Here is a 25,454-nt window from a genome sequence, read left to right as displayed (position 1 = left end):
CGCGAAGTCCGCACGCCGTCCACATCGCCGCCCGGCCGGGAGGCGCGAAGACCCGCGCACCGGACGGGAACCCGAGCGGCACCCGGTCCGACTGTTGGACCGGGTGGCGAGGGTTCACCCGCGGACGAGTGGATCCAGGAGAGAGTGATGCGTTCTCACGTATGGGGCGGCACCGCGGCAGCGGTACTGGGCGCCCTGCTCGTGGCGGGCTGCGGCGGCGGTGACGGCGGCGGCGACGGCGACGGCGACGGCACCGCGAACCGGGCCGCAGGAGGAGCGGACGCGACCGGCCACCCGGTCACGGTGACCGACTGCCAGGGCGCCGGGACCACGTTCCGCAAGCCGCCGGAGAAGATCGTCACCAGCAACGCCGCCGCCCTGGAACTGCTGCTGCGCCTCGGCGTGGGGGACAAGGTGATCGGCACCGGCTTCCCGCCCGGCAAGGGCACCCTCCCGGACGGCCTCGACGCGCAGGCCCGGCAGGTGAAGGTGCTCAGCAGGACGGTCATCCCCAAGGAGAAGCTGCTCGGCTCCGGCGCCGACCTCTACATCGACACCTTCGCCGCCATGAAGATGGGCGGCGGCATGGGCGACGCGCCGACGGAGAAGGAATTCCAGGCCGCCGGTATCGCGCACATGCACCTCAAGTCGACCGCGTGCGCGGCCCGGCGCTCCTCCCCGATGACCGACCTGTCCGCCGTCGAGGACGACATCACCGCACTCGGCAAGGTCACCGGAACCGCTCCCGAGGCGGAGAAGCTCGTCCGCGGGATGCGGAAGAAGGTGGACGCCGTACAGAAAGCGGTCGGCTCCACCCCCGAGCGCAAGCGGCCGACGTACTTCTTCTTCGACTACGACGCGGGCACCAAGCAGCCCACCGCCGTCTGCAACAGGCAGGTCGCCCACGCGGTGATCACCCGGGCCGGAGCCCGCAACATCTTCGCCGACTGCGACGGCGCCTTCAAGAAGGTCGGCTGGGAGGACGTCATCTCCCGGAACCCGGACTGGATCCAGCTCGCCGTACGCAACCGGGGCAGCGCGGCGGCCGACGAGAAGGCGTTCGACGCGGCCCGGAAGTGGCTGGAGACGAACTCCGCGACCAAGGGCCTGACCGCCGTCAAGAAGGGCCGCTTCCTGCGGATCCACTCCGAGCGGACCACCATCGCCGGGGTCACCGACGCCGACACCGTCGAGGAGATCGCCGAGACCCTCTACCCGGGGAAGGTCGGCTGACGTTGCTCGACACACCGGCACACACCCCGCGCACGGACGCCGCGCCCGCCCGGTCCCGGCGTACCGTGCCCGCCTGGCCACTGGCGCTGCTCCTCACGGGGGCGCTGTCGGCCGCCCTCACGGCCGCGGTCGCCTGGGGCTCCACGTCGATCCCGCCAGGAGAGGTGTGGAGCGTGGTGTGGCGCCGGGCCACCGGCGAGCCCCCGGGCCCCGGCACCGACGACCTGATCGTCTGGCAACTGCGGCTGCCCCGCGCCCTGCTGGCGGCCCTGGTCGGGGCCGGGCTCGGCCTGGTCGGCACGGCGATGCAGGCCCTGGTGCGCAACCCGCTGGCCGACCCCTACTTCCTGGGGGTCTCCAACGGCGCCTCGCTCGGCGCGGTCGCCGCCCTCGTCCTCGGCCTCGGCGGCGGCGGGGCACTCGGGCTCGGGCTCTCGGGCGCGGCCTTCGCAGGTGCGCTGGCGACCTTCGCGCTCGTGTGGGCCGTGGCGCGGCGCGGCGGCGGATTCGCCCCGCTGCGCCTGGTGCTGGCGGGCGTGGCGATCGGTCAGTTCCTGTCCGGCTTCACCAGCTACCTGGTGCTGCAGGCGGGGGACGAACAGCAGACGCACAGCGTGCTGTTCTGGCTGATGGGCAGCCTCAGCGGCGCGAGCTGGCCGCTGCTCGCCGTCCCCGCCCTCGCCGTCCCGGCGGGCATGCTGCTGCTCCAGGCCCGCGCCCGGGGGCTGAACGCGCTGCTGATGGGCGACGAGACAGCCGCCGGGCTCGGTGTCGACGTGGTGCGGCTGCGCCGGGAGATGTTCGCGCTCACGAGTCTGCTCACCGGCGTCCTGGTGGCGGTCTCCGGGGCCATCGCATTCGTCGCGCTGATGGTGCCGCACGCCTGCCGGCTGGTCGTCGGCGGCGACCACCGCCGGCTGCTGCCGGTCTCGGCGCTCTTCGGCGCACTGCTCCTGGTCGTGGTCGACATCGTGTGCCGCACCGCGATGGACACCCAGGAACTGCCGGTCGGGGTCGTCACCTCGCTGATCGGCGCCCCGACGCTGCTGTATCTGCTGGACCGGCGGCTGGGGAGCGGAAGGTGAGCGCCGTGCCCGGAGCACAGGGGAGCGGAAGTCGCGCACAGGGCGCGGGCGAACCGGGGAGCGCCCGTTGAAGGGACGGGCGGAGCGACCGACGAAGGACCGGGGGAGCGACCGATGAAGATCGACATCGAGGACCTGAGCGTCGCCTACCAGGGGCACACGGTCGTCGCCGGGGCCTGCCTGCTGGCCGCGTCCGGCGAGATCACCGGCCTGGTCGGCCCGAACGGCAGTGGCAAGTCCACCCTGCTGCGCACCGTCTACCGGCATCTGAAGCCCGTCGCCGGGCGGGTGCTGCTCGACGGCACCGACGTGCGCGCGCTGAGCCCAGCCCGCGCCGCGCGGCACGTCGCGGCCCTGCCGCAGGAGCGGAGCGGCGACTTCGAACTGACCGTGCGCGAGGTCGTCGCCATGGGCCGCACGCCCTACAAACGCGCCTTCGCCGGGGAGGACGCCGCCGACCGGGAACTGGTCTCCCGCGCCCTCGCGGACGTGGAGATGGCCGACCACGCCGAGCGGCGGTTCACCGAACTGTCCGGCGGCGAGCGGCAACGGGTCCTGCTGGCCCGCGCCTTCGCCCAGCAGCCGGACGTCCTGGTGCTGGACGAGCCGACGAACCACCTCGACGTCCGGCACCAGGTCGAACTCCTCGGCCTGCTGCGTGCGCGGCGCCGCAGCACGCTGATCTCCCTGCACGATCTCAACGCCGCCGCTGCCGTCTGCGACCGGCTGCACGTCCTGCACGACGGCCACGTGGTGGCCTCCGGCCCGCCCCGCACGGTCCTCACCCCGGCACTGCTGGCGGAGGTGTTCGGGGTGCGTGCGGCGGTCGCGGAGCACCCGCTGACCGGGGACCCGCTGATCGCCTTCGACCACCGCCGCCCCCTCGCGGCGGCGCCGCAGGCCGGCTCGGAACGGTCGGAGCAGCAGGCTCCGCCGGGCCGGCCGCACCGGCCCGACGGCGCCCGGGACGGGGCGGCGGCCGTGCGCGCCGCCCCGGGCACGGCCCCGAGACAGACGCCGTGACGCGGGCCTCCCGCCCGCGGAGGCGGGCTCCGACCCCTGCGGGCCGCCGCGGAACTCATCCGCCCCGTCCGCCGACTTCTGGAACGACGCCGCCCGACCGGGCGGCCGCGAACGGGGAGGGTTCAGGTGACGTTCCGTGCAGCGCGCTGGGGGCGGACCGGTGGCAGTGCCGCGCACCAGCCGGCGGGCCGGTCCGCGCACCAGCCGGCGGACCGGTTCGCGGGCCGGTCCGCCGACCGGGACCACTGGCTGCTGGTGGCGGTGGCGGGCGTGCTGTCGTTCGTGGCGATGCTCGACATGAACATCGTGAACGTGGCCCTCGCGGACATCTCCGCGGGACTGGAGGTGTCCGACCGCACAGCGCAGTGGGCGGTCCTCGGCTACCAGCTTCCGGTCGTCGCGCTCCTGCTCCCGGCCGGCCGCTGGCTCGACCAAGTGGGCATCCGTGCGGCGCTGCCCGCCGCGACCGCCGGATTCGCCCTGTGCAGCGCGCTGGCCGCCGCCGCACCCTCGGCGGGCTGGCTGATCGCCGCCCGGTTCGCCCAGGGCGGCTGCGCCGCGGTGCTGTTCGTGCTGATGCCGGTGCTGGCGCTGCGGTCGGTGCGGCCCGCGCTGCGCGGCCGGGCGATGAGCGTGCCCGCTACCTTGGGCCCCCTCGGCGCCGTGACCGGTCCGGCGGTCGGCGGGCTGCTGCTCGACCAGGTGGGCTGGCGGTGGATCTTCCTGGTCAAGATTCCGTTCTGCCTGCTCGCGCTGCTGGTGGTGCGGGGGCTGCCGCTGCTGCGCGGACGTCCGCCCGCCTGGGAGAGCGTGCTGCCCCGGGAGGGCCGGCTGCGGGCCCCGGACCGGTACGCACTCGGCGACGCGGCGCTCGTCGCGGCCGGAGTGACGATCCTGCTGCTCGCCCTGACGCTCGCCTCGGCCAGCTCCGCATGGCTCGCGCTCACCCTCGCCGCCGCACCCCCGCTGTGGTGGTGGCTGCGCGGACCCGGCGGCCGCCCCGTGCGCGAGGTACTGCGGACGGTGCCGATGGCGCACACGCTCGGAGCGGTCCTGACGCTGGCGCTCGGCTTCGCCGCCGCGCGCTATGTGCTGGCCCTGCACCTGCAACGGGACGCGGGGGCGAGTGCCACCACGACCGGGCTGACGGTGCTCGCCTTCCCGCTCGGCATGGCACTGGCCGGGCCGCTCGGCGGGCGCCTCGCCGACCGGTTCCGCACCCGGGCCGTCGCCGTCGCCGGAGCCGCCCTCACCGCCTGCGGCCTGCTGCTGCTCGTCCCGCTGGACGACGGCTGGTCGCCGGCCGGCATCGCGTGGCGGCTCGGAGTGGCGGGTGCCGGGATGGGCCTGAACGGTGGGCCCACCCAGGCCCTGGCCATGGGAGCCGCACCGCCGGACCGCGCGGCCACGGTCGGATCGACCGTCCAGCTCTCGCGGATGCTCGGCTTCACCCTCGGCCCCGCCCTGGCCACCGCCGCCGGGGGGCTCGGCGGAGCGGGCTCCGGCGTCCGGGCCGGGATCGTGCTCGCCGGCTGCGCCGCCTGCCTCGCCGTGCCGCTGCTCGGCCGCGGCGCCCGCGCGCCCACCGACCAGGTGCCCTCCCCGGCCGGCGCGGCGGATCCGGCCCCCGCCGCGCGCCGCTGAACCGTCTCCCTTCCCCGTCTCCCTTCCCCGTCTCCCTTCCCCGCCGGCCTTCCCCGCCGGCCGGGGAACCCGCGCGCGGAACCACATCCCGGGCCCCGGGCGCCTGCTGCGCACTCTGTGCCTCCGAGGCGCAGCGACCGGCTTGTCCCCGAGGTGCAGCCACCGGCTGCGAAACCCCGCTCCGGTGGGTCACCGAATCCGGCCGGAGCGCAGGCCCGATTCCCCGCTCGATTGCACCAGTCCGACCTCGTCCCCCGAGGAGCAGTGTCCATGTCCTTCCCCGACCCGCCGACCCCCGCGGACGACGACTCCCGCGAGCCGCTGCCCGACCCCGTCCCGCTGCTGGGCTGCCCCTACAAGGCCGACCCCTACCCCCTCTACACCCGGATGCGCGAGGCGGGTCCGGTGCACCGCGTCCTCTTCCCCAGCGGCGTGCGGGCCTGGCTCGTCACCGGCTACGAGGCCGCGCACTCCGCGCTCCATGACGACCGCCTCGGCAAGAACCACGCCCGCGGCAACGACCGCTGGCGGGCCAGGGCCTCGATCATGCCCGAGCCGCAGCACTCCCAGCTCCAAGTGCATCTGCTGCACCAGGACCCGCCCGAGCACACCCGGATGCGGCGCGTCGTCACGGACGCCTTCTCGCCGCGGCGCCTCGCACAGTTCCGGCCGCACATCCAGGAGCTGGCCGACGCGCTCGTCGACCGCCTCCCGGCAACCGGACCGGCCGACCTCGTGACCGGATTCGCGGCCCACTTCCCCTTCCAGGTGCTCGCCGAGGTCATCGGGCTCCCGGCGGAACTGGCCGCGGCCTTCGACCGGGACTGGGGCAAGGTCGTCCAGCCCGTCGGACCGGCAGACCCCGGACGCCCGCTGTACGAGGCCCGGCTGCACGGCCTGCAGCGCTACATCGCCGAGGTCGTGGCCCACAAGCGTGCGCACAGGGAGGACGACCTGCTCAGCCGCCTCGTCGCGGCCCGCGACCGACAGGAGCTGTCGCAGGAGGAACTGGACTCGATGCTCTTCCAGCTCCTGGTGGCCGGTCAGGAACCGGTCACCAACCAGATCACCACCGCACTGATCAGCCTCTTCCGGCACCCGGACGCGCTGGCGCGGCTGCGCGACGACCCCGCGCTGCTGCCCCGGGCCGTGGAGGAACTGCTGCGCTACGACAGCGCCTTCGAGCTGACCACCTGGCGCTTCTTCGACCAGGACAGCGATCTGTACGGCACCGAGGTCCCGGCCGGGGACTCGGTGATCGTCTCGCTCTGCGCCGCCAACCGCGACCCGCGCCGCTTCCCCGACCCCGACACCCTCGACCTCGAACGCACCCCCAACCCCCACCTCGCCTTCGGACACGGCATCCACTTCTGCCCCGGCGCGGCACTCGCCCGCACCGAGCTCCGGATCGCCCTGGGCACCCTGCTGGCACGGCTGCCCGGTCTGCGCCTGGCCGTCGACGACACGGAACTCGACTGGACCCCGGCCGTCCTCGGCCGCGGCACCCTCCGCCTGCCCGTCACCTACGACCACCGCCGGGACCGACCCGGCCCCGTACCGCCCGCGGCCTCCGGTCACACGTCGCAGACCGCCCGCGGCCTCCGGCCGCCACGCCGGAGCGCCTCGGCGCACCGCGACCCGGACTGATCGCCCGTCACCCGTTCCGACACCGCCGGTGCCCGACGCCCGGCGCCCGGCACGCCCCAGCGCCGAGGCGCCATGCGGCCGTGCCCGCACTCCCGCCCCCTCCGACCGCAGGAGAACCCGCACCCATGCCTTCGACGACCCGAATCGGCGCCCCCGCTCCCGTCACCCGCACCCGCGGCGTCAGCGCGCCCGGCACCACCGGCACCACCGGCACCACCGGCCCCGCCGCAACCGGTGCCGAAGGAATCGGCGCGACCGGCACCAGCGCGGAGATCCTCGGACTGCTGCTGCCGTACTGCCGCACGACCGACAGCGCGCCCGCCCGTGCCGCGGCGTTCCCGTACCAGCTCCGGCGGATCGACAGCTTCGTCCGCGCCGGGGAACCCGTCGTCTTCACCCTGCCGGGCTTCCCCTGCAAGTCGCCCAACCCCGCCAAGGTCCTCGGCCCGCTCCCGGACCAGGGCGAGCGCCTCTCCCTCGGCTTCCTCGACGCGCTGTGTGCGGACATCGCCCGGATCCACCCACCCGGTGCCCGCGTGGTCATCTGCTCCGACGGCCATGTCTTCGGAGACCTGATCCGCGTGCCGGACGCGCACATAGACGCCTACGCGGACGAACTCCGCCGCCTGATCGGCGCCCTGTCCCTCGGGCACCTCTCCGTCTTCGACCTGCGCGACGTCCTCGGCGCCATGCCGCACGAGGCCAAGCGGGCCCATGTGCACCGGCGCTACGCCCCGTCGCTGGACGCGCTGCGCACCCAGGTGCGCTCCGCGGACCACACCCTCCCGCTCTACCGGGGCATCACCCGGTTCCTCGTCGAGGACACCGCCGACTTCACCGGCACCCGCTCGGCCCTCCAGCGCGAGTGCCGCCGACGGGCCTACGGCGTCATCCAGCGCAGCCGTGCCTGGGGCGAGCTGATCGCCGCATGCCACCCCCGTGCCGTACGCCTGTCCATCCACCCCCAGCCGTACGGCACGCCCAAGTTCGGCATCCGGCTCCTCGACACGCCCGACGCCTGGACCACCCCCTGGCACTCGGCCGCCCTGCGCCGCACCGACGGCACCTGGACTCTCCTGCCCCGCGCCTGCGCCGAACGCCTCGGCCGACTCGTACACCACGAGGGCAGACCGAGCCACTTCGAGGAGGTCCCCCGGGCCGGAGGGCGGGCTGCGGGAACCCCGCAAGCCGCCTGATCACAGCAGCACGGACGCTGCGGCAGCCGGAACAGCCACTGGGCGCGGGCTGTTTCCGTGCGCCGAGTCCCCGAGGGCGCGCCCTGCCGGTTCACACACAGGCACCGGCACCGGCACCGGCACAGGCACAGGCACAGGCACAGGCACCGGTACAGGGAAGAGTGACCGGCACAGGGACAGGGAAGCGGGACCGGGGCAGGGGGCAGGGACGGGGACGGAGCGGGGGCCGGTCAGCCGGCCGGGCGGTTCTCGGGCGTCGTCACCCGCAACTGCCGCAGCAGACCCCCGTAGTCCTCGTCGTCGTCACTGATGAAGATCGGGAACGAGCCGTCCACCAGCGCCACTCCCTCCACCTTGAGCCCCGAGCTGCGCGCGAGCAGTTGCGGCCGCATCGGGACCAGCTCCGCGCCGAGGGGACCGCCGGGACGGATCCTGGCCGCACGGTAGACGGCGCTGTCGAAGGGGCCGAGGTCACCGGGGTCGTAGGCGGCGGAGATGTACAGGTTGCCCTCGTCGTCGATGTCCATACCGGAGGCGGGGCGCGCCCCGGGCGGCTGGGCCGCGGTGAAGGGGACCGACACCCATTCGGTGCCGAAGGTGATCCGGCCGCTGCGGCTGATCCTGAGCCGGGTCATGTTGACGAGGGTGGTGTCGCTGCCTTCGGCGCGCTCGGCGTACACGAAGTAGTCGTGCCCGCCGATGGTGGCGACGGCGGTCGCCTCGACGTTGACCAGCGGCTGGGGCGTGCTGGGCCAGGGCGCCGAACCGGCGATGCGGATGTTCAGCTTCCGGTCCCATCGGGCCAGATAGATGGTGGGGTCGGGGTCGTCGCCGTCGGCGTTGCTCTCCACCAGCAGTGCCTCGTCGCGGCCGGGCACCCGGGCGATGCTCTCCAGGTCGTTCGGGACGCTGGGGAAGTCGACATCGAGTTCCTGCACGTCGATCCCCCGGGGGTCGACGGGGGTCCGCACGAGTGACAGGCGCGGCAGGTCCCGCTCCGCGTCGTTGTCCCGGGTGTCGTGGCACACGAGGAAGACCTCGCGCGGCTCCTCGTCCCCGCCCGGCACAGTGGCCCTCTTCCGGGTCGCGAGCCAGGCGATGCCGCTGAACTCGCGCGGCGCCCTGATCTCGCCGCGGCCCGACGCGGACACCTGTCCGTGCGCCCCGGCCGCGGAGGCACCCGTGCCGCCGTCGAGCGCGCTGACCGGCAGCGCGAGCAGGGTGAGTCCGGTGGCGGCAGGAAGCAGACGGCGGGTCAGGAACCGACGTGGCATGACTTCTTCGTCCTCCCGTGCGCAGGCAGAACCGTCCTGGCGGGGCCCTGTCCGGTCGGGACGAAACGTACGACATGGCGCGGCGGGTCGTCCGGACGTGCTGTCGGCGTTTCGGAGTACAGGCCGCGAATGCCACGGGCTCAGCGGCGGTGGGCACTGTCCAGGCACTGTCCCCTGCCGCCCGTCCCGGGCCTGCCGGTGCGGCCACGCTGCACGCCGGGGCGACGCAGTACGTCCGGGGAACGTCCGTCCGGAGAGCGGGGAGGCCGGGCTCGGCGCACGCCACGCTGCGCGACGGCCGTGAGCACACACGAGTCCGACACCTTCACCCTCGGCCTCCAGGTGCGTGCGGACGACGGCCACGAGACCTGCCTCGCCATCCGGAGCACCGGTTCCGTACCGCCGAACCTGACTGTGCTGATCCTGCGCAACGTCCGCGGCTGCGAGGCTGAGGGGCGTCGTCCGGAGTACGCCCTGCCTGAGCGGGACCTGCTCCCGGCCGAACAGGCATGGTCCAGCCTCATGGACCCCCGTGCGGCTGCTCAAGTGCTGGGCGAGGAGCGGTGGCCAGGTATCTGTCAGCTCGAACCGCAACCCGATATCGGGGGATGTATCCACGATCGCGCACAGTCAAGGCGCTTGGCCTATGAGTGATGTGCTTCCGGACGTGAAAGAGCCCCTCACGCGTTATCGCAGGTGAGAGGCTATTCGTGCCCCCGGTAGGACTCGAACCTACGGCCAAGCGCTTAGAAGGCGCCTGCTCTATCCACTGAGCTACGGGGGCCGTCCTCCGTCGCGGTGGGCGGGCTCGCCGCCCCCCGTGACCGGCGGTGTCAAGGATAGGGGGCCTGGCGGCTCGTCCTGTTCGCTTCACGGCCGCGACGCGATGTGGAGGTTCCGTGAAGCGGTCCCGATAATCGCAGGCGGGTGCGATTCACGCAGCGGTTTTGGCCGTGTGGGTTGCGGGTGTTGCGCAGTCGTTATGGGGGCGGCGGGGTGGCAGGTGGGTCATGCGGGGGTGAACGGGTTCAAAGGTGTTGTTCAGTGAGGAAACTGCGCATTTTCCTCGCTCGCAACCGTGGATAAGCTTCAAAACTGCCGCAAAATTGGGCATTCTGCCCCATGTGGCGATCTTGGACGTACGGCTTGAACTGCTCGACGCGCTCACCGCACTGCGTGAGCGCGTCGCAGCCGCGCGCTTTCCTCTCCCGCTGCCGGGTGCCGAGCGCGCCCGGCAGTCCCGGGACGAGCTGCTGGCCCAACTCGACGACTACCTCGTCCCGCGTGTGCGTACTCCCGAGGCACCGCTCCTCGCGGTGATCGGCGGGTCGACGGGCGCGGGCAAGTCGACGCTGGTCAACTCCCTGGTGGGGCGCAAGGTCAGCGAGTCGGGAGTGCTGCGGCCCACGACCCGCACACCTGTGCTGATCTGCCACCCGGACGACCGGGGCTGGTTCGTCGGACAGCGGGTGCTGCCCCGCCTCGAGCGGGCCTGGACGCCCCGGCAGGACCCGCCCGGGACGCCCGCCGCACCCGGTATGGGCGCCGCGCCCGGCACCTTCGGCGGGCCGGGCGTCCCGGACCCGCACGACACGCCCGGCCGCCACGGCGATCCGGCCGGTGCCGCGGACGGCGGCGACCGGTTCGCCGACGGGCCGATGGACCGCGCCGCCGACTGGGACAGCGCCTGGGCCACCGACTGGGACCCCCGCCGCAGCCGGGGCAGGGACGCCGCAGCCGAAGCGGAGTGGGAGCACGAGTGGGACGCCGACCCGGAGGAGCCCCGACGCGTCCTCCGGGTCGAGACCGACAGCGGACTGCCCCCCGGCCTCGCCCTGCTCGACGCGCCCGACATCGACTCCCTCGTCGCCCACAACCGGGACCTGGCCGCCGAACTGGTCTGCGCCGCCGACATCTGGGTGCTCGTCACCACCGCCGCACGCTACGGGGACGCCATCCCCTGGCACCTGCTGCGCACCGCCAGGGAGTACGACGTCACCCTCGCCACCGTCCTCGACCGGGTCCCGCACCAGATGGCCGCCGAGGTCACCGCGCAGTACGGGCTGCTGCTCGACCGGGCGGGGCTGGGGAAGATCCCCTGCTTCACCATCCCGGAACTGCCCGAGTCGGCGGGCGGATCCGGACTGCTGCCCGTCTCCGCCGTCAGTGGACTGCGGGACTGGCTGGAGGAGTGCGCACAGGACGCCGACGCCCGGTACGCAGCCGCCAGCCGCACCGCCGACGGGACGCTCGCCTCGCTGCGCCCGCGCATCACGGCCCTGGCCGGCTCGGTCGCCGCGCAGCACGCGGCGGCCGAGCGGCTCACCCGGTACATCGAGAACGCCTACGGGACCGCCGGGCAGCGGCTGCGCACCCGCATCGCCGACGGCGAACTGCTGGCGGGCGACGTCGCCGAGCACTGGCGCAGCTTCCCCACCGACAGCGACGGCGAAGAACTGTTCGACGCCTTCGCCGAGGGCCTGACCGCACTGCTGTCCGGCGCGGTCGCCGCCGCCGACGAACGGATCGCCGAACTGCGCCGGGGCGTCCCCGGCCTGGAGGGCTGCGGCCGGCTCCTCCCCGGCGGCCAGAGCGAACGCGACGAGGCCGTCGGCCGGATCGGCGTGATGGTGCGCAGATGGCGCCGCTGCGTCGAGGAACTGGCCGAGGAGGAGACCCGCGCGGCGGGCCGCGCCTCGTGCGGCGAGGAGGACGCCGAGCACGTATCCGGCCTGCTGGCCGCCTCCCTGCTCGGCGGTGTGCGGGTCGCGGGCGCCGAGGACGCACTCGAGGACCTGCTCGGTGAGGAAGGCGCACACGAACTGCGCGGGCAGTGCGCGGAGCTGCTGGAGCACTGCGTGGGGCGGGTCCTGGACGGGGAGCGCGACCTGCGCCTCGTCCCCCTGGCGGAACTCGACGCCGGTCCCGGACCGCAGATGGAACTGATCGCCGCGTTCTCGGTGCTGAACAGACTCACCAGAACGCACGGGCTCCACGAGCCGCACCAGTTGCGGGAACTCCACCGGCCGCAGCAGCCGGAGGACGCGCCGGGCGGCCCCAAGGAGCAGAGCAGGACGGACGTGACCGCCCGCGAATTCCCGCCGACGCGCACACCGCTCGGTACGGAGAACGGCGCGCGCGGTCTGCAGAGCGCGCACATGGAGAGGTGACAGCAGTGACATCCACCGATGCCACCAACCCCGGAGCGGGCGAGCCGCCCGAGCGCTGGTCCGGCAGTTGGCCCGACGGCTGGAGCAGCCCGCACAGCGAGCCCGTCGAAGGGCAACTGGAGCTGAGCCTGGACGAGCAGCCGCTGCCTCAGGAGCCCGCCGCGCGCAGCGGCCCGGACGGACCCGAGAGCCACGGTCACGTCGCGGCGGCGGATCTGCCGCGTCAGCAGTCGGAGGCTTCGGTCGACGGCCTGCCCGAAGGCGGACGCGTACCGGGCCGGGCGGAAGGACCGGCCGGGCAGGGCCGACCGGGCGGGCCGGATGCGCCGGGCCGGACGGACGGCCGGACGGACGAAGCGGATGGGGCCGGTGGGTCCTCCGCGTCCTCCGCGTCCTCCGCGTCCTTTGCGTCCTTTGCGACCGGCGGGCCTGGGGGGCCGGTGGAACGGGGAGACCAAGCGGCTCCTGATCCCCGGGAAGCGGTGGCTGTCCCGGTGGCGCAGGCGCAACCGGTCCCGGTCCCGGAGGCAGCGGCCGCGGAGCACCGTCCGGGCGGCCGCGGCTGCCGCGACCTGCCCGGCGACAGCAGCGTCCACCGCGAGCACGAGCCGCAGGACGCGCACGCCTGTGCCGCCGGACCGGAGTACGGATGGGACGACGGCGTCATCGCGCGCAGGGCACGCGCGGAACGCGCCGCCCCACCAGCCGCGCAGACCGAGGCCCCGACTCCCGCCCCGTCCGCCCTACCCGCCCCGCCGGCCGCACCCGCGCCCCCGGCCCAGCAGCCCCAGCAGATTCAGCAGGCCCAGCAGGTTCAGCCGGCTGAGCCGAGCCGCCCTGCCGGAGGCACCGAGCCCACCGGGGTGGCCGAGCCCACCGGGGCAACCGAGTCGGGCGGGCATGCGGCGTCGGCCGTGCGCGCGGCGTCGGCCCCGACCGCCGAACCGGTCCGGACCGCCGAACCGGCCCGGGCCGCCGGGCCGGCCGACACCACCGAGCGACCGGCGCCGTCCGCGCCGTCCGCGCCGTCCGCGCCGTCCGCGCCGCCCGCGCCGCCCGCGCAGTCCTCGCCCTCCGCGCCGTCCGGTCGTCCCGACCGCACCGAGCGTGCCGTCGAACCGGAGAGCGGTCCGCGGGCTCCCAGTCCCCGCAGCCACGCCTCCGCGACAGAGGCTCCGGCGCGCGGAGCGGAGCACCCCCGGCCGGGAATCGCCGCGACCCCGCCCTGGCACAGCACGTCCTGGCCGGAGCCGACGAGCGCCACCGTCCCGGACCACGCTGTCCCCGAAACCCACCCCGCAGACCCCGAGCGGGCTCCCGCAGCGGCTGCACCGGAGCCTGCTCCGGCAGTGCGGGAGACGCCCTCCTCCCCGGCTGCGCCTCGCACGCAGGCGCCCCGCGGGACCGCGGAGGACGTCTCCGCACCCCCGCACGTGCGGCCGGAACCCCCCGGCCCGGCACCCGAGGAGCACCCGCACCGGCACTCGCTCCGGCCGCACCCGGAGCCGGACGGTGTCGCGGCGGCTGCCGCACCCCGAGGCGGCCCCGGGGACTCCACCCGGCGTGGCGAAGGGAGCTGTGCCCAGGGCCGCGCGGGAAGCGCTCTCCACGACGTCGGAGTCGCAGGAGGTGCTGCGCGACGGGACACGGACACGGCTCCCCTCGCGCCCACCCGGAACGGGCAGCGCGACCGGAGCGACCGCAAGGACGTCGGCCGGGACCTCCGCAGAGACATCCGCCGGGATCCGCGGTGCGACGCGGGGGAGAGCGTCCTGCGCCAGCGGCTCGGCGCCCTGCGCGAGCTCGTCGGGCTGTCGCGCACCCGGCTGGACGCCGACGTGCTCGCCGAGGCGGGCACCGTGCTGGACGAGGCGGCGACCCGCAGGTCGCTGCCCCGCTCCTACACAACCGTCGCCCTGGCGGGCGCGACAGGCAGCGGAAAGTCCTCCCTGTTCAACGCACTCACCGGTGGGCGGCTCTCCGAAGTGGGGATGCGCCGCCCCACCACTGCCGCTCCGGTGGCCTGCACCTGGGAAGCGGGACGCTACAGCGACGGCAGTCCCGACGGGCTCCTCGACAGGCTCGGCATCCCGCAGCACGCGCGTCACCGCACCCACGACGGCACGCTGAGCGGCCTCGTCCTCGTCGACCTGCCTGACCACGACTCCGCCGCACCGGGGCACCGCGAGCAGGTGGACCGGATGCTGGAGCTGGTCGACGCGGTGGTGTGGGTGGTGGACCCGGAGAAGTACGCGGACGCGCTGCTGCACGAGGACTATCTGCGCCGCCTCGCCGGGCACGCCGAGGTCACGTTCGTCGTCCTCAACCAGACCGACCGGCTGACCCGCGACTCGGTGGACGCCGTGCTGGACGATCTGCGGCGGCTGCTGGACGAGGACGGCATGGCACTGGGCGAACACGGCGAACCCGGTGCGGTCGTCCTGTCCGCCTCGGCACTGACGCACGAGGGCATCGACGTGCTGCGGGAGGAACTGGGCGAGTTCGTCGCGCAGCAGCGCGCGGCGGTCCTGCGGTTGACCGCCGATCTGGACGGTGCCATGGACCGGCTGCGGCCCGTCTACACCGAGTCGGGACCGGGCGCCGAGGGCGGGCCCGTCGGGTTGAGCGAGCGCGCCCGCGAGGACTTCGAGGACCGGCTCGCCGTCGCCGTGGGCGCGGCGGCAGCGGGCCAGGCCGCGGAGCGGGCGTGGCTGCGGCAGGCCGAGCACTCCTCGGGCATCCCCTGGCTGCGCGCGCTGCGCTGGTACGCCTCCAGGCCGACTTCGGAGCGGGACGAGTGGTCCCGTGCGGCAGCCGTGGAGGAGCCGGATGCTCCGGACGCCGGTGTCCGGGCCCGCCGCGACACCCTCCAGCAGTCGCTGGCCGCCCGGCCGGTGGTCGCCCAGGCCGTGCGGGAGCTGGCGGACGCGGCGGCGAGCGGTCTGCCCGACGCCTGGGGACACACCGTCCGCGAGTCGGCCCGTCGCGGGGCCGCCGGGCTGCCCGAGGCGCTGGACGAGGTCATGGAAGTCTGCTCCGCCGGGCCGGACGCGGAGCGGACAGCCGCCGTCACGGCATCGCTGACGGACTTCGCCTTCGGGGCGGAGGCTCCTCAGGCGGCGAAGCCGGCCTCCGCCACCGCAGCGGCCGTGCCCGGTCAGCAGTCCGTCTCCGGTGCTCCCGCCCCCCGCGGCGCGAGCGACCCCGGCCGCTTCCGCGGCCCGGAGCGCCGCGGCGACGCCGCGGCGGACGGGCCGGACGGCGACTCCGGGCTGCCGGGAGCACCGGGCTCCCCGGTGCTCGACGGGGCACCCGAGAGGACGGCCGCGGCGTCCGACAGCCCCGCGCGGGGCACGGGCGGATCCGCGCGGGACACAGCCGGGCCGTCACGGGACACGGCCACGGCCGGGCCGTCACCGGATGCGGGCGCGCCGTCGCCGGACGCGGACCGGGCCGCGGGATCCGGGGCACGGGTACCGCGTCCGACTTGGCACACCGCCGCCTTCGCCGGACAGTGGCTGCTGTTCGCCCTGCAGGTGACCGGGGCCGCGTGGCTGGCTGTCGCCGCCGTCGTGACCCGCGGGCTCGACCACACCGCACTGCTGCCCGGCGCTCTCCTCGCGGCGGCCACGCTCGCGGGCCCGGGGCTCGCCTGGGCGTGTCGCCGCGCCGCGCGGGGACCGGCCCGGACCTACGGACTGGAGGAGGAGCGGCGCCTGCGCCAGTTGGCGGCGTGCTGCGGGGGGACGCGGGTGCTGGAGCCCGTGGCCGCCGAGCTGCTCCGGTACCGCCAGGTGCGGGAGCAGTACGCCATCGCCGCCGGCGTGGTCGACTCGGCCGCGGAGGAGCGGTCGGTGGACGCCCGGATCGGGCCGCAGGGCACTGCGGTCGTCGGAGCCCAGGGCGGTGCCGCCGTCGGCGGTCCGGGCGGCGGTCCGGGCGGCGGCGTGGCCGGCGGCGTGGTCGGAGGCGCGGACGGCCGCGGCGCGGGAGCGCTCGCGGGAGGCCCGCGAGGCTCGTTCGAAACCGGCGGTCCGGGCGGTCCGGGCGGTCCGGGCAGTTCCGGTGACCCGGCTGCGTCCGATGCCGCGGGGCGGAACACCGGAGCCGGTGCCGACACTGCCGGGTCACCCACCGGTGTGACCGAGTTGTGCACAACCACCGAGTAATCCACAGCTGAGAGCCTCTTTCCCCGCACCCGCCGTTCTCCCCCCACTCTGGAACCCGCACGACGGCACCGAGGACGACCAACCTGCGGCGGCCCCGACGGGACCGCGGTACGCCGGTCGCGTCGGGGCCGCCGCGCTCGGGCACCCGCCGGTGCTCCGCCGGGCCGCCGCCGTCCTCGTACGGCGGCCCCGGCGGTGTTCACCGGCAATCGGCAGCGACCAGGGGGAGACGCACATGAACGAGACCTATGTGACGGTGACCGGCAACGTGGCGACGAAGGTCGACCACTGGACCTCGCCGTCCGGACTTCCGGTCGCCAGGTTCCGGCTGGCCAGTACGGCCCGGCGGTTCGACAAGCAGAACCAGCGCTGGGCGGATGCCTCCACCAGCTTCTACACGGTCTGGGCCTGGCGAGGGCTGGCCGGTCATCTCGCCTCGTCCGTCGCCCGGGGTGAACCGGTCATCGTCCGCGGCCAATTGCGCGTCGTGGAGGACGAGCGGGACGGACGGCGGTATCTGTCGGCCGAGTTGCTCGCGACGACGGTGGGGCACGATCTGACGCGCGGTACCTCGGCGTTCGTGCGGACGCCCCGCGCGAACCCGGAGTCCACCCGTAACCCCGCACCGGCCTGGCCCCCGGTGGCCCCGGCAGGACCACCGCCCTTCGGGGCGCCGGGCGACGGGGCGTCCGGCGAACGGGCGTCGGGAGACGGGGCGGAGACGCCGGGCTCCGAGCCCGCGCCAGAAGAGGTCGTGCCGGATGGTCAACTCCTGCCCGGAGCGCTGACGGAGGGAAGCGTTCCAGGTTCGCGCGGCGCGTCGTGATCGTCCCGGTCCGCCGGATTCGACGATAACGATTGCGAGTCGGAATGTGTGGCCACCGTGAATCGTGGGGATCGCGTGGCGTTTTGCTCCTTACCATCCCACGCGTACTGACCAGGGGGTTCAGAGCTTTGCGGTGGACCGGCGGCTCGCGGACGACGCGGCCGGGGGAGAGTCCGCCAAGAGGGGAAGACCATGACTTCTGTCCGGGCGCGGACGGCCCGTCGGCTCACCGTCGGCGCGGCGGTCACCGTGCTGTGCGCGATCGGCACGGCGGGTGCCGCCGGACCGGCGGCCGCCGCTCCGGCGAGAGCCGGGGGCACCGCCGGAGCCGGCGCGGGAGGGGCGTTCGCCGACGGGGGGCCCGAGCAGCGCAGTGGAGCGGTGGCCACGCTCGACGGCCTCCGCACGCACGGCCGAGCGGTGATCGCCACGGAAGGCGAGAAGCAGACCGTCGGCGCCGGGCTCTTCGAGATGTCCGTCGACGGGGGCGGCACGCTGCAGACGTACGGACTCGACGTGCTCAACCCGACGCAGGAGCAGTCGCGTTACGCCGAGGGGGAGTGGAAGACCTCGTCGCTGTCCGGCAACCGCAACGCGGGGAAGATCCGCTGGATAGTCGAGCACTCCTACCCGCGACGCAACGACCTCCAGGCGCTGGCGAAGTCCGCGGGCGCCAAGCGGCTCACCCCGCAGACCGCGGCGGCGGGCACCCAGGTCGCGATCTGGCGGCTCGCCGAAAACGGCGCGAGCGGGGCTTCCGGGGGCGGGGGGAGGGGGGAGGGGCCCCCGAAGCCGCCCGACATCACCGCCACCGACCCCGCCGCCCAGAAGCTCGCCGACCACCTCGTGAAGAAGGCCCGGTCGATGTCCGAGCCGGGCGCCTCCCTCACCTTCGACAAGGCGGAGGTCTCCGGCCGCACCGATGAGCGTCCCGGCCCGGTGACCGTGCGCACGAACGCCGCAGCCGTGAGCGTGGCGCCTGGACCGCACGCGGCCTCCCAGGGGATGCGGATCGTCGACCGGAAAGGGAAGCGGGTCCGTACCGCGCGCAATGGGACGAAGCTCTACTTCGAGCTGCCCGAGGGCGTGGAGGCCGGCAAGGGGTCGCTGACGGCGCAGGTCGCCACCAAGGTGCCGGTGGGCAGGGTCTTCACCGGCTCCGGTGAGCGCGGCCGGGGGCAGGCGCAGATCCTGGCCGGGTCGAGCCAGTCCACCGTCTCCGCCACCGCCACCGTCAACTGGGCCGAGAGCGGGCCTGCTCCCGCCACCACGGCGAGGGAGAACTGCGCCGACTCCGGTGTGGACATCACCGTCTCCAACGGCGGCGACTCCTCCTTCCCACTGCGGGTCGGCAAGCAGCGCGAGGACATCGCGGGAGGCGAGCACGGCACCGTGACGGTTCCGGTGGCGGAGGACCAGCCGTACCGGATCCCGGTGCGCGGGCCGCACGGGTACCGGAAGACGTTCAGCGGCGTTCTCGACTGCACGACCTCGGCCGCCGGTGGCGGTGTGACCCGGCAGAACGCGCCTGCGACGGTCGAGCGGCCCGCGACCGTGGGCGGTGGCAGCGTCCCGGCGGCGGACGGTGACCTGGCCGAGACCGGCGGCGGTGGCGGCACCAGGCTGTTCGCCGCCGTGGCCATCGCGCTGCTGGCCGTGGGAGTGACCACGCTCCGGATCGTGCGTCGCCGCGGCTGAGGCGGCCGACCGGCTGCCCGCCTGCCCGACCGCCTGCCGGTCGGTCGCCTGCCGGCCGGTCGGCTGTCCGGCCGCCTGGTTGCGGCCTCGGCGCGTCCCGGCCGCCTCGGGCTTCGCCGTCAGCCGCCTCCCCGGTGGCCCGGGAACGACCAGATGCCCCTTGGGGACCCGGGCGGGCCCCGGCCCCCGGAAGCGGCCGTGCGGGAGACGGCCCGGCCCCGGACGCGGCACCGCCCGGACGCGGCGTCGCCCCGGCACCAGGCACCATCCTGGCGTCGCCCCGCTCCCGCCACCCCGTGTCGGGGGTGTGCGGGTCCGGCCGGATCCGGTGTGCTGTGCGGTGCCGGGCGCAGGTGCGGTTTCCGGCCCGGGGCCCGGGTGCGGCAAGATGGGGAGCGTATGCCTTAGCTGGAGCGGCCGCACCTCAACCTGCGGCCCGCTGCCGCATGACGACCCGCGCGGCTCGGCCGCGTACGACTACCTACAGATTGCCGGACGGTTCCTCTTGGCTGAGTACATCTACACCATGCGCAAGGCGCGCAAGGCGCACGGCGACAAGGTGATCCTCGACGACGTCACCTTGAGTTTCCTGCCCGGCGCGAAGATCGGTGTCGTGGGCCCCAACGGTGCGGGCAAGTCCACCGTGCTCAAGATCATGGCGGGTCTGGAGCAGCCCTCCAACGGTGACGCGATGCTGTCGCCGGGCTACACCGTGGGCATCCTGTTGCAGGAGCCGCCGCTGGACGAGTCCAAGACGGTGCTGGAGAACGTCCAGGACGGCGTCGCGGAGACCAAGCAGCAACTCGACCGGTTCAACCAGATCGCCGAGCAGATGGCGACCGAGTACACCGACGAGCTGATGGAGGAGATGGGCAAGCTCCAGGAGAAGCTCGACCACGCGAACGCCTGGGATCTGGACGCCCAGCTCGAGCAGGCCATGGACGCGCTGGGCTGCCCGCCCGGCGACTGGCCGGTCACCAACCTCTCCGGTGGCGAGAAGCGCCGCGTCGCGCTCTGCAAGCTGCTGCTGGAGCAGCCCGACCTGCTGCTGCTGGACGAGCCGACCAACCACCTGGACGCCGAGTCGGTGCAGTGGCTGGAGCAGCACCTGGCCAAGTACCCGGGCACCGTCGTGGCCATCACCCACGACCGGTACTTCCTGGACAACGTGGCCGGCTGGATCATGGAGCTGGACCGCGGCCGTGCCATCGGCTACGAGGGCAACTACTCCACGTACCTGGAGAAGAAGCAGTCCCGCCTCAAGGTGGAGGGTCAGAAGGACGCCAAGCGGCAGAAGCGCCTCAAGGAGGAGCTGGAGTGGGTCCGCTCCAACGCCAAGGGGCGGCAGGCCAAGTCGCGGGCGCGGCTGACCCGGTACGAGGAGATGGCCGCCGAGGCGGAGAAGACCCGGAAGCTGGACTTCGAGGAGATCCAGATCCCGCCGGGGCCGCGCCTGGGCAACGTGGTCGTCGAGGTGGAGAACCTCAGCAAGGCGTTCGGTGAGAAGGTGCTCATCGACGACCTGTCCTTCACGCTGCCGCGGAACGGGATCGTGGGTGTGATCGGCCCGAACGGTGCGGGCAAGACCACGCTGTTCAAGATGATCCAGGGGCTGGAGGAGGCCGACTCCGGCTCGATCAAGGTCGGTGACACGGTCAAGATCTCCTACGTCGACCAGAGCCGCGCGAACATCGACGCGAAGAAGACGCTGTGGGCCGTGGTCTCCGACGAGCTGGACTACATCAACGTCGGCCAGGTCGAGATGCCGTCGCGCGCCTATGTGAGCGCGTTCGGGTTCAAGGGTCCGGACCAGCAGAAGCCCGCGGGTGTGCTCTCCGGTGGTGAGCGCAACCGGCTGAACCTGGCGCTCACCCTCAAGCAGGGCGGCAACCTGCTGCTGCTGGACGAGCCGACCAACGACCTGGACGTGGAGACGCTCTCGTCGCTGGAGAACGCGCTGCTGGACTTCCCGGGCTGTGCGGTGGTCGTCTCCCACGACCGCTGGTTCCTGGACCGGGTGGCCACCCACATCCTCGCCTACGAGGGCGAGAGCAAGTGGTTCTGGTTCGAGGGCAACTTCGAGTCCTACGAGAAGAACAAGATCGAGCGGCTGGGGCCGGACGCGGCGCGTCCGCACCGGGCGACCTACAAGAAGCTCACCCGGAGCTGAGCGCGTGCGGCACAGCTACCGGTGTCCGCTGCGCTGGTCGGACATGGACGCCTTCGGGCACGTCAACAACGCCGTGTACCTCCGCTATCTGGAGGAGGCCCGGATCGACTTCCTGACCCGGGCGGCGCGGGAGACGGACCCGGAGGCGTTCACGGGCGGCACCGTCGTGGCGCGGCACGAGGTCGACTATCTGCGGCAGTTGGTCCACCAGGCCGATCCGGTCACGGTGGAGACGTGGGTGGTGAAGCTGACCGCCGCGTCGGTGACGTTCGGCTACGAGATCAAGGACCCCGCGTCCGAGGGCGGCCCGTTCGTGCGGGCGCGGACGGTCGTGGTGCCGTACAACCTGAAGGAGGGCTATCCGCGGCGGCTGTCGGCCGCCGAGCGCTCCTTCCTGGAGGGTTACATCGATGACAGCCACAGCGGCTGACCGGCTGGTCTTCGCCGACCCCGGGGAGGCGGCGGGGCTCGCCGCCTTCCTGGAGCGGCTGGTGCGCTGGGAGAAGAACGCCGCGGTGCGCATCCAGGCGGGCAGCGGGGTGGCCGGAGTGTTCGCCAGGCCCGCCCGCTTCGAGGTGCTGGCCGTGCGTACCGGGCGGCTGCTGGAGCCGGTGGAGCTCGATGTCACCGTGGCCGCCGGTGAGCTGCTGGAACTCGTCGAGGAGGACCGGGAGGCCGTCACTGTCCCGAAGGCCGTGACCGGTCCGTCCTGGGCGGGGGTGCTGCCGCCGCGCGGTGGCTGGCAGGAGTTCGCCCGGGTGCCGGTGGACGCGGTGGGATCGGTGGCGGCCGCCGCGGTCGGTGAGTTCCGGGAGCGGGCGGAGAAGCTGCCGCCCGAGCGCCGGGGCAGGCAGACCCTGGACGCGCTGGCGGAGGAGATCTGGTCCCGGCCACTGGGGCGTACGCAGTTGCCGCTGCGCGCCGCGCACGCGGCGCACGCGCTCGGTTTTCTGCGCGGGTCGGATCCGGCGGCGCTGCTGGAGTCGGGAGCGTGGTTGCGGCTGCGGACGGTCTACGGGTCGGTGGCCGTGCGCCGCCGGGAGCGTCCGGGCGCGGGCGGCGGGCTGAGCGTCACGCCTGTCTGAGCTGTCGGGCCGGTACGGGGCGACCGTGGGCCCGGCTGCCGGGGGAAGTCCGCCGCGGAGGCGTGCCGGGCGTCCGGAAGATCCTGGCGGTTCGGGACGTTCCAGAGGTCCGGGATGTCCCGAATGGGGGAGGTGTCCCGTGTCGGGTCGGCCCCGCACACACGAACGCCTTCGGACGCGCACCGGGACGGGAGCGCCCCCGGACAGGGCGTTCATCGGGAGCATCGGGACAGGGCGTGCACCGCCGGACACCGGGAGTCCGCCGAGCGGGACGGCCGCGCCGACGCGCACCGCACACGTGCCGACCGGCCGGCGTGGGCCGCGGCTGGGCGGTGCCCTGCGGTGCCGTCCGGCCGGCCGGTCCCGGTCAGTCCGCGGCGGTGCCCTGCGGTGCCTGTGGCGCCTGTGGCGCCGTCCGGCCGGCCGGTCCCGGTCAGTCCGCGGCGTTGATCAGTGAGCCGGCGGCGTAGACGAGATAGTCCCAGAGCTTGGTCTCCAGCGGGGCCGGCAGCTCCAGACTGTCGACGGCGTCCCGCATGTGCCGCAGCCAGGCGTCGTGCGCGGCCCGGTTCACCGTGAAGGGCGCGTGCCGCATCCGCAGCCGGGGGTGGCCCCGGGCGTCGCTGTAGGTGCGGGGGCCGCCCCAGTACTGCATCAGGAAGAGCGCCAGCCGCTCCTCGGCCGGCCCCAGGTCCTCCTCCGGATACATGGGCCGCAGCAGGGGGTCCTCGGCGACTCCCTGGTAGAAGCGGTGCACCAGCCGTCGAAATGTCTCCTCGCCGCCGACCTGTTCGTAGAAGGTCTGCGTTTCCAGACTGCCGCGCGGAATCTCCATCACCCGTCCATGGTCGCAGACGCCCCGGAGGAGGGCCGCGGACCTAGGACCGGCCCTCCTGGCGCCCTCCCCCGGCTCCCGCCCCGCACGGCCCCGGAACCGGGCACCGGCCCCGGTACGGGGCGCCGGTCCCGGTACGGGGCGCCGGTCCCGGTGCCGGGCACCGGTCCCGGAACCGGACGTCCCAGCCGATCAGGCGGCGTCCCACCGGAAGACCCGGGCGGCGATCGCCGTCAGCACCGCGGCGAACAGCAGCAGTCCGCCCATGACGGGCAGCGCCGTGCCCCAGCTCTCCCCGCGGGTGAGGACGTCCTGCATGGCCGAGGCCAGGTGCTTGAGCGGCAGGAACTCGCTGACCGTGCGGATCCATCCCGGTGCGTTGTCCAGCGGGAAGAAGGTGCCGGAGAGGAACGCCATGGGCAGGATGACGAGCTGGGCCATCCCGTTGGCCGCCTCCTCGGTCTTGGCGAACGAGCCGACCAGCAGCCCGATGGACATGAAGGCCAGCGTGCCGCAGACCACCAGCGGCAGGCACAGCCACCAGTCGCCGGTGAGTGTCAGCCCGTAGTAGGGGAGCGAGGCGACCGCCAGGAAGATCGCCGTCTGTGCGAAGGCGGTGATCAGGTTGACGCCGATCCGGGCGCCGACCACGCTGCGCGCACTGATCGGGGCGAGCCACAGGCGGCGCAGGATGCGCTTCCGGCGCCAGCTCACCAGGTTGAAGGCGGAGCCGAAGACGCCGCCCATCGCCACCGCCCAGCCCAGCAGCCCCGGTGTGAGGTACTGGATCGGTTTGGTGGTCTCGTCCTCCACGGCGCCGGTCTGCAGCGCGAAGGCGGGCGGCTGCCCCGTCGCCCGCTGGTTGGCCTGCTGGACGATGCTGTTGAGCACCCCCCGGACGGTGCCCGAGCGCACCTGGTCGGCCGCCGAGTAGCGGAGTTCCACCTTGCCGTCCCGCTGGAAGACGGCGGCGTCGGCGTCGCCCTTGCGGACCTTCTCCAGGGCCTCGCGGCGGGCCGCGGCCGAACCGTCGGTCTTCTCGATCTCCAGGATGTCCCGCAGTCCGGCGCGCTCCTTGTCGGGCATGCCGTCGAGCACCTTGACGCTGCCGACCTGCACGATGTCGGACTTGCCGACCCCCTGGTCCTTGAAGAGCGCGCCGAAGAGCATCAGGAACATCAGCGGGAAGATCAGGGTGAAGAAGACCGCCGCACGGTCGCGGGCCAGCCCGCGTGCCATCGCCAGCGACAGATTGAGGAACGCTCTCACTCCCGGTACTCCCGCCCCGTCAACTGGAGGAAGACGTCCTCCAGGGTGTCGACTTCCAGTTCCTGCACGAGCGAGCGCGGCGGACCCACCCGCAGCACCTTCCCGTGGTCCATGACGGCGACCCGGTCGCACAGCGTCTCGGCCTCGTCCATGTAGTGCGTGGTGAGCACCACCGTGCGGCCGGAGGAGTTGATGGTGCGCAGCAGGTCCCACAGGTTGCGCCGGGCCTGCGGGTCCAGGCCGGTGGTGGGCTCGTCCAGGAAGACCAGCTCCGGGTCGTGCACCAGGGCGCAGGCGATGGACAGCCGCTGCGCCTGGCCGCCGGAGAGTTTGTCCTCCCGGGTGTCCGCCTTCTCGGCGAGTCCGACCGTCTCCAGCATCCCGTCGGCGTGCGACTCCTCGATGCCGTAGAGCGCGGCGAAGGTGCGTATCTGCTCCCGTGCGGTCAGCCGCTCGAAGAACGCGGACGCCTGGAGCTGCACGCCTATTCGGCGCAGCAGTGCCGGGTCGCGGGGCCAGGAGGGCGTACCCAGCAGGTGCGCGGTTCCCTCGTCGGGTTCGCGGAGCCCCTCCAGGAGCTCCATGGTGGTCGTCTTGCCGGCTCCGTTCGGCCCGAGGATGCCGTAGAACTCGCCGCGCTGCACCTCTAGGGAGACCCCGTCGACGGCCTGTGTCTCCCCGTAGCGTTTGCGCAGCCCGTCGGCTGTGATCGCGTTGGACATGCGCGGAGGCTAATGGCTGAATCCGGTATTCCGGTCTCGCGTGGCCATCTGTTCCGTCTCACCTGTCCATCGGTCGGATCGCGTTGCGGAATCGTCTCGGGGACGGCCCGGGCGACCCGCGCCCCGCACGTCCCGGTAGGTCCCCGGACGCCTCCGTCCCCGGAAGCCGGGAACCGGGCGGCCCGCGGGGCGCGTGAGAGAGGGCAGCGGCGGGCTGTGGCGGCAGCGCTCGGCCGGCGGAGGCGCCGCGCCGGGGAACGCGCCCCGGGAGGCAGCCGGGGACGTGCCTGGTTCGGGCATTCGGTCGCGATCCGAACAAGATCCCGGCCAACTCCCTGCCACCGCTGCCCGTGGCGGCCATACTGCTGGCCTGGGCACCACGACCCGGGCGTCCCGACGCTCGCGGTC

18 protein-coding genes, 1 tRNA gene and 1 pseudogene are annotated in these 25,454 nt (G+C 73.9%); 14 read left to right on the top strand and 6 right to left on the bottom strand.

All coding sequences use genetic code 11. The features are described 5' to 3' along the window. Positions 1-147: 147 nt before the first annotated feature. From BMX65_RS18200 to BMX65_RS18175, 6 genes are all read left to right on the top strand, one after another. Positions 148-1,233 carry an ABC transporter substrate-binding protein gene (locus tag BMX65_RS18200; protein ID WP_075001388.1) on the top strand — a complete coding sequence of 362 codons (1,086 nt, stop codon included), beginning with the start codon at positions 148-150 and terminating at the stop codon, positions 1,231-1,233. A gap of 2 nt (positions 1,234-1,235) precedes the next feature. Next, on the top strand, positions 1,236-2,318 hold the full coding sequence (locus BMX65_RS18195) for a FecCD family ABC transporter permease (protein ID WP_075001387.1): 1,083 nt from the start codon (positions 1,236-1,238) through the stop codon (positions 2,316-2,318). A 114-nt stretch (positions 2,319-2,432) separates the two neighbouring features. Further along, positions 2,433-3,341, top strand: coding sequence for an ABC transporter ATP-binding protein (locus BMX65_RS18190; RefSeq protein ID WP_079171957.1), 909 nt, complete (start codon positions 2,433-2,435; stop codon positions 3,339-3,341). Between the two features lie 126 nt (positions 3,342-3,467). Continuing rightward, positions 3,468-4,985, top strand: coding sequence for an MFS transporter (locus BMX65_RS18185; protein ID WP_239501822.1), 1,518 nt, complete (start codon positions 3,468-3,470; stop codon positions 4,983-4,985). Between the two features lie 270 nt (positions 4,986-5,255). Then, positions 5,256-6,632 (top strand): cytochrome P450 family protein, encoded by a 1,377-nt coding sequence (locus BMX65_RS18180; RefSeq protein ID WP_079171956.1) that lies wholly within the window; start codon positions 5,256-5,258, stop codon positions 6,630-6,632. Between the two features lie 125 nt (positions 6,633-6,757). Next, positions 6,758-7,828, top strand: coding sequence for an L-tyrosine/L-tryptophan isonitrile synthase family protein (locus BMX65_RS18175; RefSeq protein ID WP_079171955.1), 1,071 nt, complete (start codon positions 6,758-6,760; stop codon positions 7,826-7,828). Positions 7,829-8,058: 230 nt separating this feature from the next. Here the strand turns inward: BMX65_RS18175 and BMX65_RS18170 are convergent, their stop codons facing one another. Next, positions 8,059-9,102 carry a hypothetical protein gene (locus BMX65_RS18170; RefSeq protein WP_075001386.1) on the bottom strand — a complete coding sequence of 348 codons (1,044 nt, stop codon included), beginning with the start codon at positions 9,100-9,102 and terminating at the stop codon, positions 8,059-8,061. A gap of 300 nt (positions 9,103-9,402) precedes the next feature. Between BMX65_RS18170 and BMX65_RS18165 the strand changes: the two genes are divergently transcribed. Beyond that, a complete protein-coding gene (locus BMX65_RS18165) occupies positions 9,403-9,756 on the top strand; it encodes a hypothetical protein (RefSeq protein ID WP_075001385.1) in 354 nt (117 codons plus the stop codon). A 57-nt stretch (positions 9,757-9,813) separates the two neighbouring features. Here the strand turns inward: BMX65_RS18165 and BMX65_RS18160 are convergent. After that, positions 9,814-9,886, bottom strand: a tRNA-Arg gene (locus BMX65_RS18160). A 349-nt stretch (positions 9,887-10,235) separates the two neighbouring features. On the opposite strand from BMX65_RS18160, the gene BMX65_RS18155 reads away from it, so the two are divergent. Further along, the gene (locus tag BMX65_RS18155; protein WP_239501855.1) at positions 10,236-12,272 is read left to right on the top strand and encodes a dynamin family protein; all 2,037 of its coding nucleotides are present in this window, start codon (positions 10,236-10,238) and stop codon (positions 12,270-12,272) included. Between the two features lie 814 nt (positions 12,273-13,086). Here the strand turns inward: BMX65_RS18155 and BMX65_RS32965 are convergent. Next, positions 13,087-13,536: a hypothetical protein gene (locus BMX65_RS32965; protein ID WP_075001383.1), complete on the bottom strand. Its 450-nt coding sequence runs from the start codon at positions 13,534-13,536 to the stop codon at positions 13,087-13,089. A 508-nt stretch (positions 13,537-14,044) separates the two neighbouring features. Between BMX65_RS32965 and BMX65_RS34325 the strand changes: the two are divergent. From BMX65_RS34325 to BMX65_RS18120, 6 genes and pseudogenes are all read left to right on the top strand, one after another. Beyond that, positions 14,045-15,289, top strand: a pseudogene (locus BMX65_RS34325) (GTPase); the annotation flags it as partial. 1,387 nt (positions 15,290-16,676) lie between these two features. Next, positions 16,677-17,267 (top strand): single-stranded DNA-binding protein, encoded by a 591-nt coding sequence (locus BMX65_RS18140; protein ID WP_075001381.1) that lies wholly within the window; start codon positions 16,677-16,679, stop codon positions 17,265-17,267. Positions 17,268-17,459: 192 nt separating this feature from the next. Continuing rightward, positions 17,460-18,965 (top strand): thioester domain-containing protein, encoded by a 1,506-nt coding sequence (locus tag BMX65_RS18135; protein WP_079171954.1) that lies wholly within the window; start codon positions 17,460-17,462, stop codon positions 18,963-18,965. Positions 18,966-19,470: 505 nt separating this feature from the next. Next, positions 19,471-21,135, top strand: a complete 1,665-nt coding sequence (gene ettA, locus BMX65_RS18130) for an energy-dependent translational throttle protein EttA (RefSeq protein ID WP_075001380.1) — start codon at positions 19,471-19,473, stop codon at positions 21,133-21,135. 4 nt (positions 21,136-21,139) lie between these two features. Next, entirely contained in the window at positions 21,140-21,565 is a 426-nt protein-coding gene (locus tag BMX65_RS18125) for an acyl-CoA thioesterase (protein ID WP_075001379.1), read from the top strand. Then, positions 21,546-22,220, top strand: coding sequence for a DUF8185 domain-containing protein (locus BMX65_RS18120; RefSeq protein ID WP_075001378.1), 675 nt, complete (start codon positions 21,546-21,548; stop codon positions 22,218-22,220). The genes BMX65_RS18125 and BMX65_RS18120 overlap by 20 nt, the downstream gene beginning before the upstream one ends. Positions 22,221-22,653: 433 nt before the next feature. On the opposite strand, the gene BMX65_RS18115 is transcribed toward BMX65_RS18120, so the two are convergent. The 3 genes from BMX65_RS18115 to BMX65_RS18105 all read right to left on the bottom strand — a co-directional run bounded on the left by BMX65_RS18115 (position 22,654) and on the right by BMX65_RS18105 (position 25,046). Next, positions 22,654-23,055: a globin gene (locus BMX65_RS18115; RefSeq protein ID WP_075001377.1), complete on the bottom strand. Its 402-nt coding sequence runs from the start codon at positions 23,053-23,055 to the stop codon at positions 22,654-22,656. Positions 23,056-23,247: 192 nt separating this feature from the next. Further along, on the bottom strand, positions 23,248-24,324 hold the full coding sequence (locus BMX65_RS18110) for an ABC transporter permease (protein WP_075001376.1): 1,077 nt from the start codon (positions 24,322-24,324) through the stop codon (positions 23,248-23,250). Continuing rightward, entirely contained in the window at positions 24,321-25,046 is a 726-nt protein-coding gene (locus BMX65_RS18105; protein WP_075001375.1) for an ABC transporter ATP-binding protein, read from the bottom strand. Before BMX65_RS18105 ends, BMX65_RS18110 begins: the two co-directional genes overlap by 4 nt. Positions 25,047-25,454: the final 408 nt, after the last annotated feature.

The sequence above is a fragment of the Streptomyces qinglanensis genome, assembly GCF_900111245.1.
GTDB lineage: Bacteria > Actinomycetota > Actinomycetes > Streptomycetales > Streptomycetaceae > Streptomyces > Streptomyces qinglanensis.
This window is presented reverse-complemented; position numbering and strand designations above follow the sequence as displayed.

What these genes read in the sequence shown, in the direction of transcription:
- BMX65_RS18200 (WP_075001388.1), top strand. Translation starts at nt 148, where the DNA reads ATGCGTTCTCACGTATGGGGCGGCACCGCGGCAGCGGTACTGGGCGCC.
- BMX65_RS18190 (WP_079171957.1), top strand. Translation starts at nt 2,433, where the DNA reads ATGAAGATCGACATCGAGGACCTGAGCGTCGCCTACCAGGGGCACACG.
- BMX65_RS18180 (WP_079171956.1), top strand. Translation starts at nt 5,256, where the DNA reads ATGTCCTTCCCCGACCCGCCGACCCCCGCGGACGACGACTCCCGCGAG.
- BMX65_RS18175 (WP_079171955.1), top strand. Translation starts at nt 6,758, where the DNA reads ATGCCTTCGACGACCCGAATCGGCGCCCCCGCTCCCGTCACCCGCACC.
- BMX65_RS18170 (WP_075001386.1), bottom strand. Translation starts at nt 9,102, where the DNA reads ATGCCACGTCGGTTCCTGACCCGCCGTCTGCTTCCTGCCGCCACCGGA.
- BMX65_RS18140 (WP_075001381.1), top strand. Translation starts at nt 16,677, where the DNA reads ATGAACGAGACCTATGTGACGGTGACCGGCAACGTGGCGACGAAGGTC.
- BMX65_RS18135 (WP_079171954.1), top strand. Translation starts at nt 17,460, where the DNA reads ATGACTTCTGTCCGGGCGCGGACGGCCCGTCGGCTCACCGTCGGCGCG.
- BMX65_RS18120 (WP_075001378.1), top strand. Translation starts at nt 21,546, where the DNA reads ATGACAGCCACAGCGGCTGACCGGCTGGTCTTCGCCGACCCCGGGGAG.
- BMX65_RS18115 (WP_075001377.1), bottom strand. Translation starts at nt 23,055, where the DNA reads ATGGAGATTCCGCGCGGCAGTCTGGAAACGCAGACCTTCTACGAACAG.
- BMX65_RS18105 (WP_075001375.1), bottom strand. Translation starts at nt 25,046, where the DNA reads ATGTCCAACGCGATCACAGCCGACGGGCTGCGCAAACGCTACGGGGAG.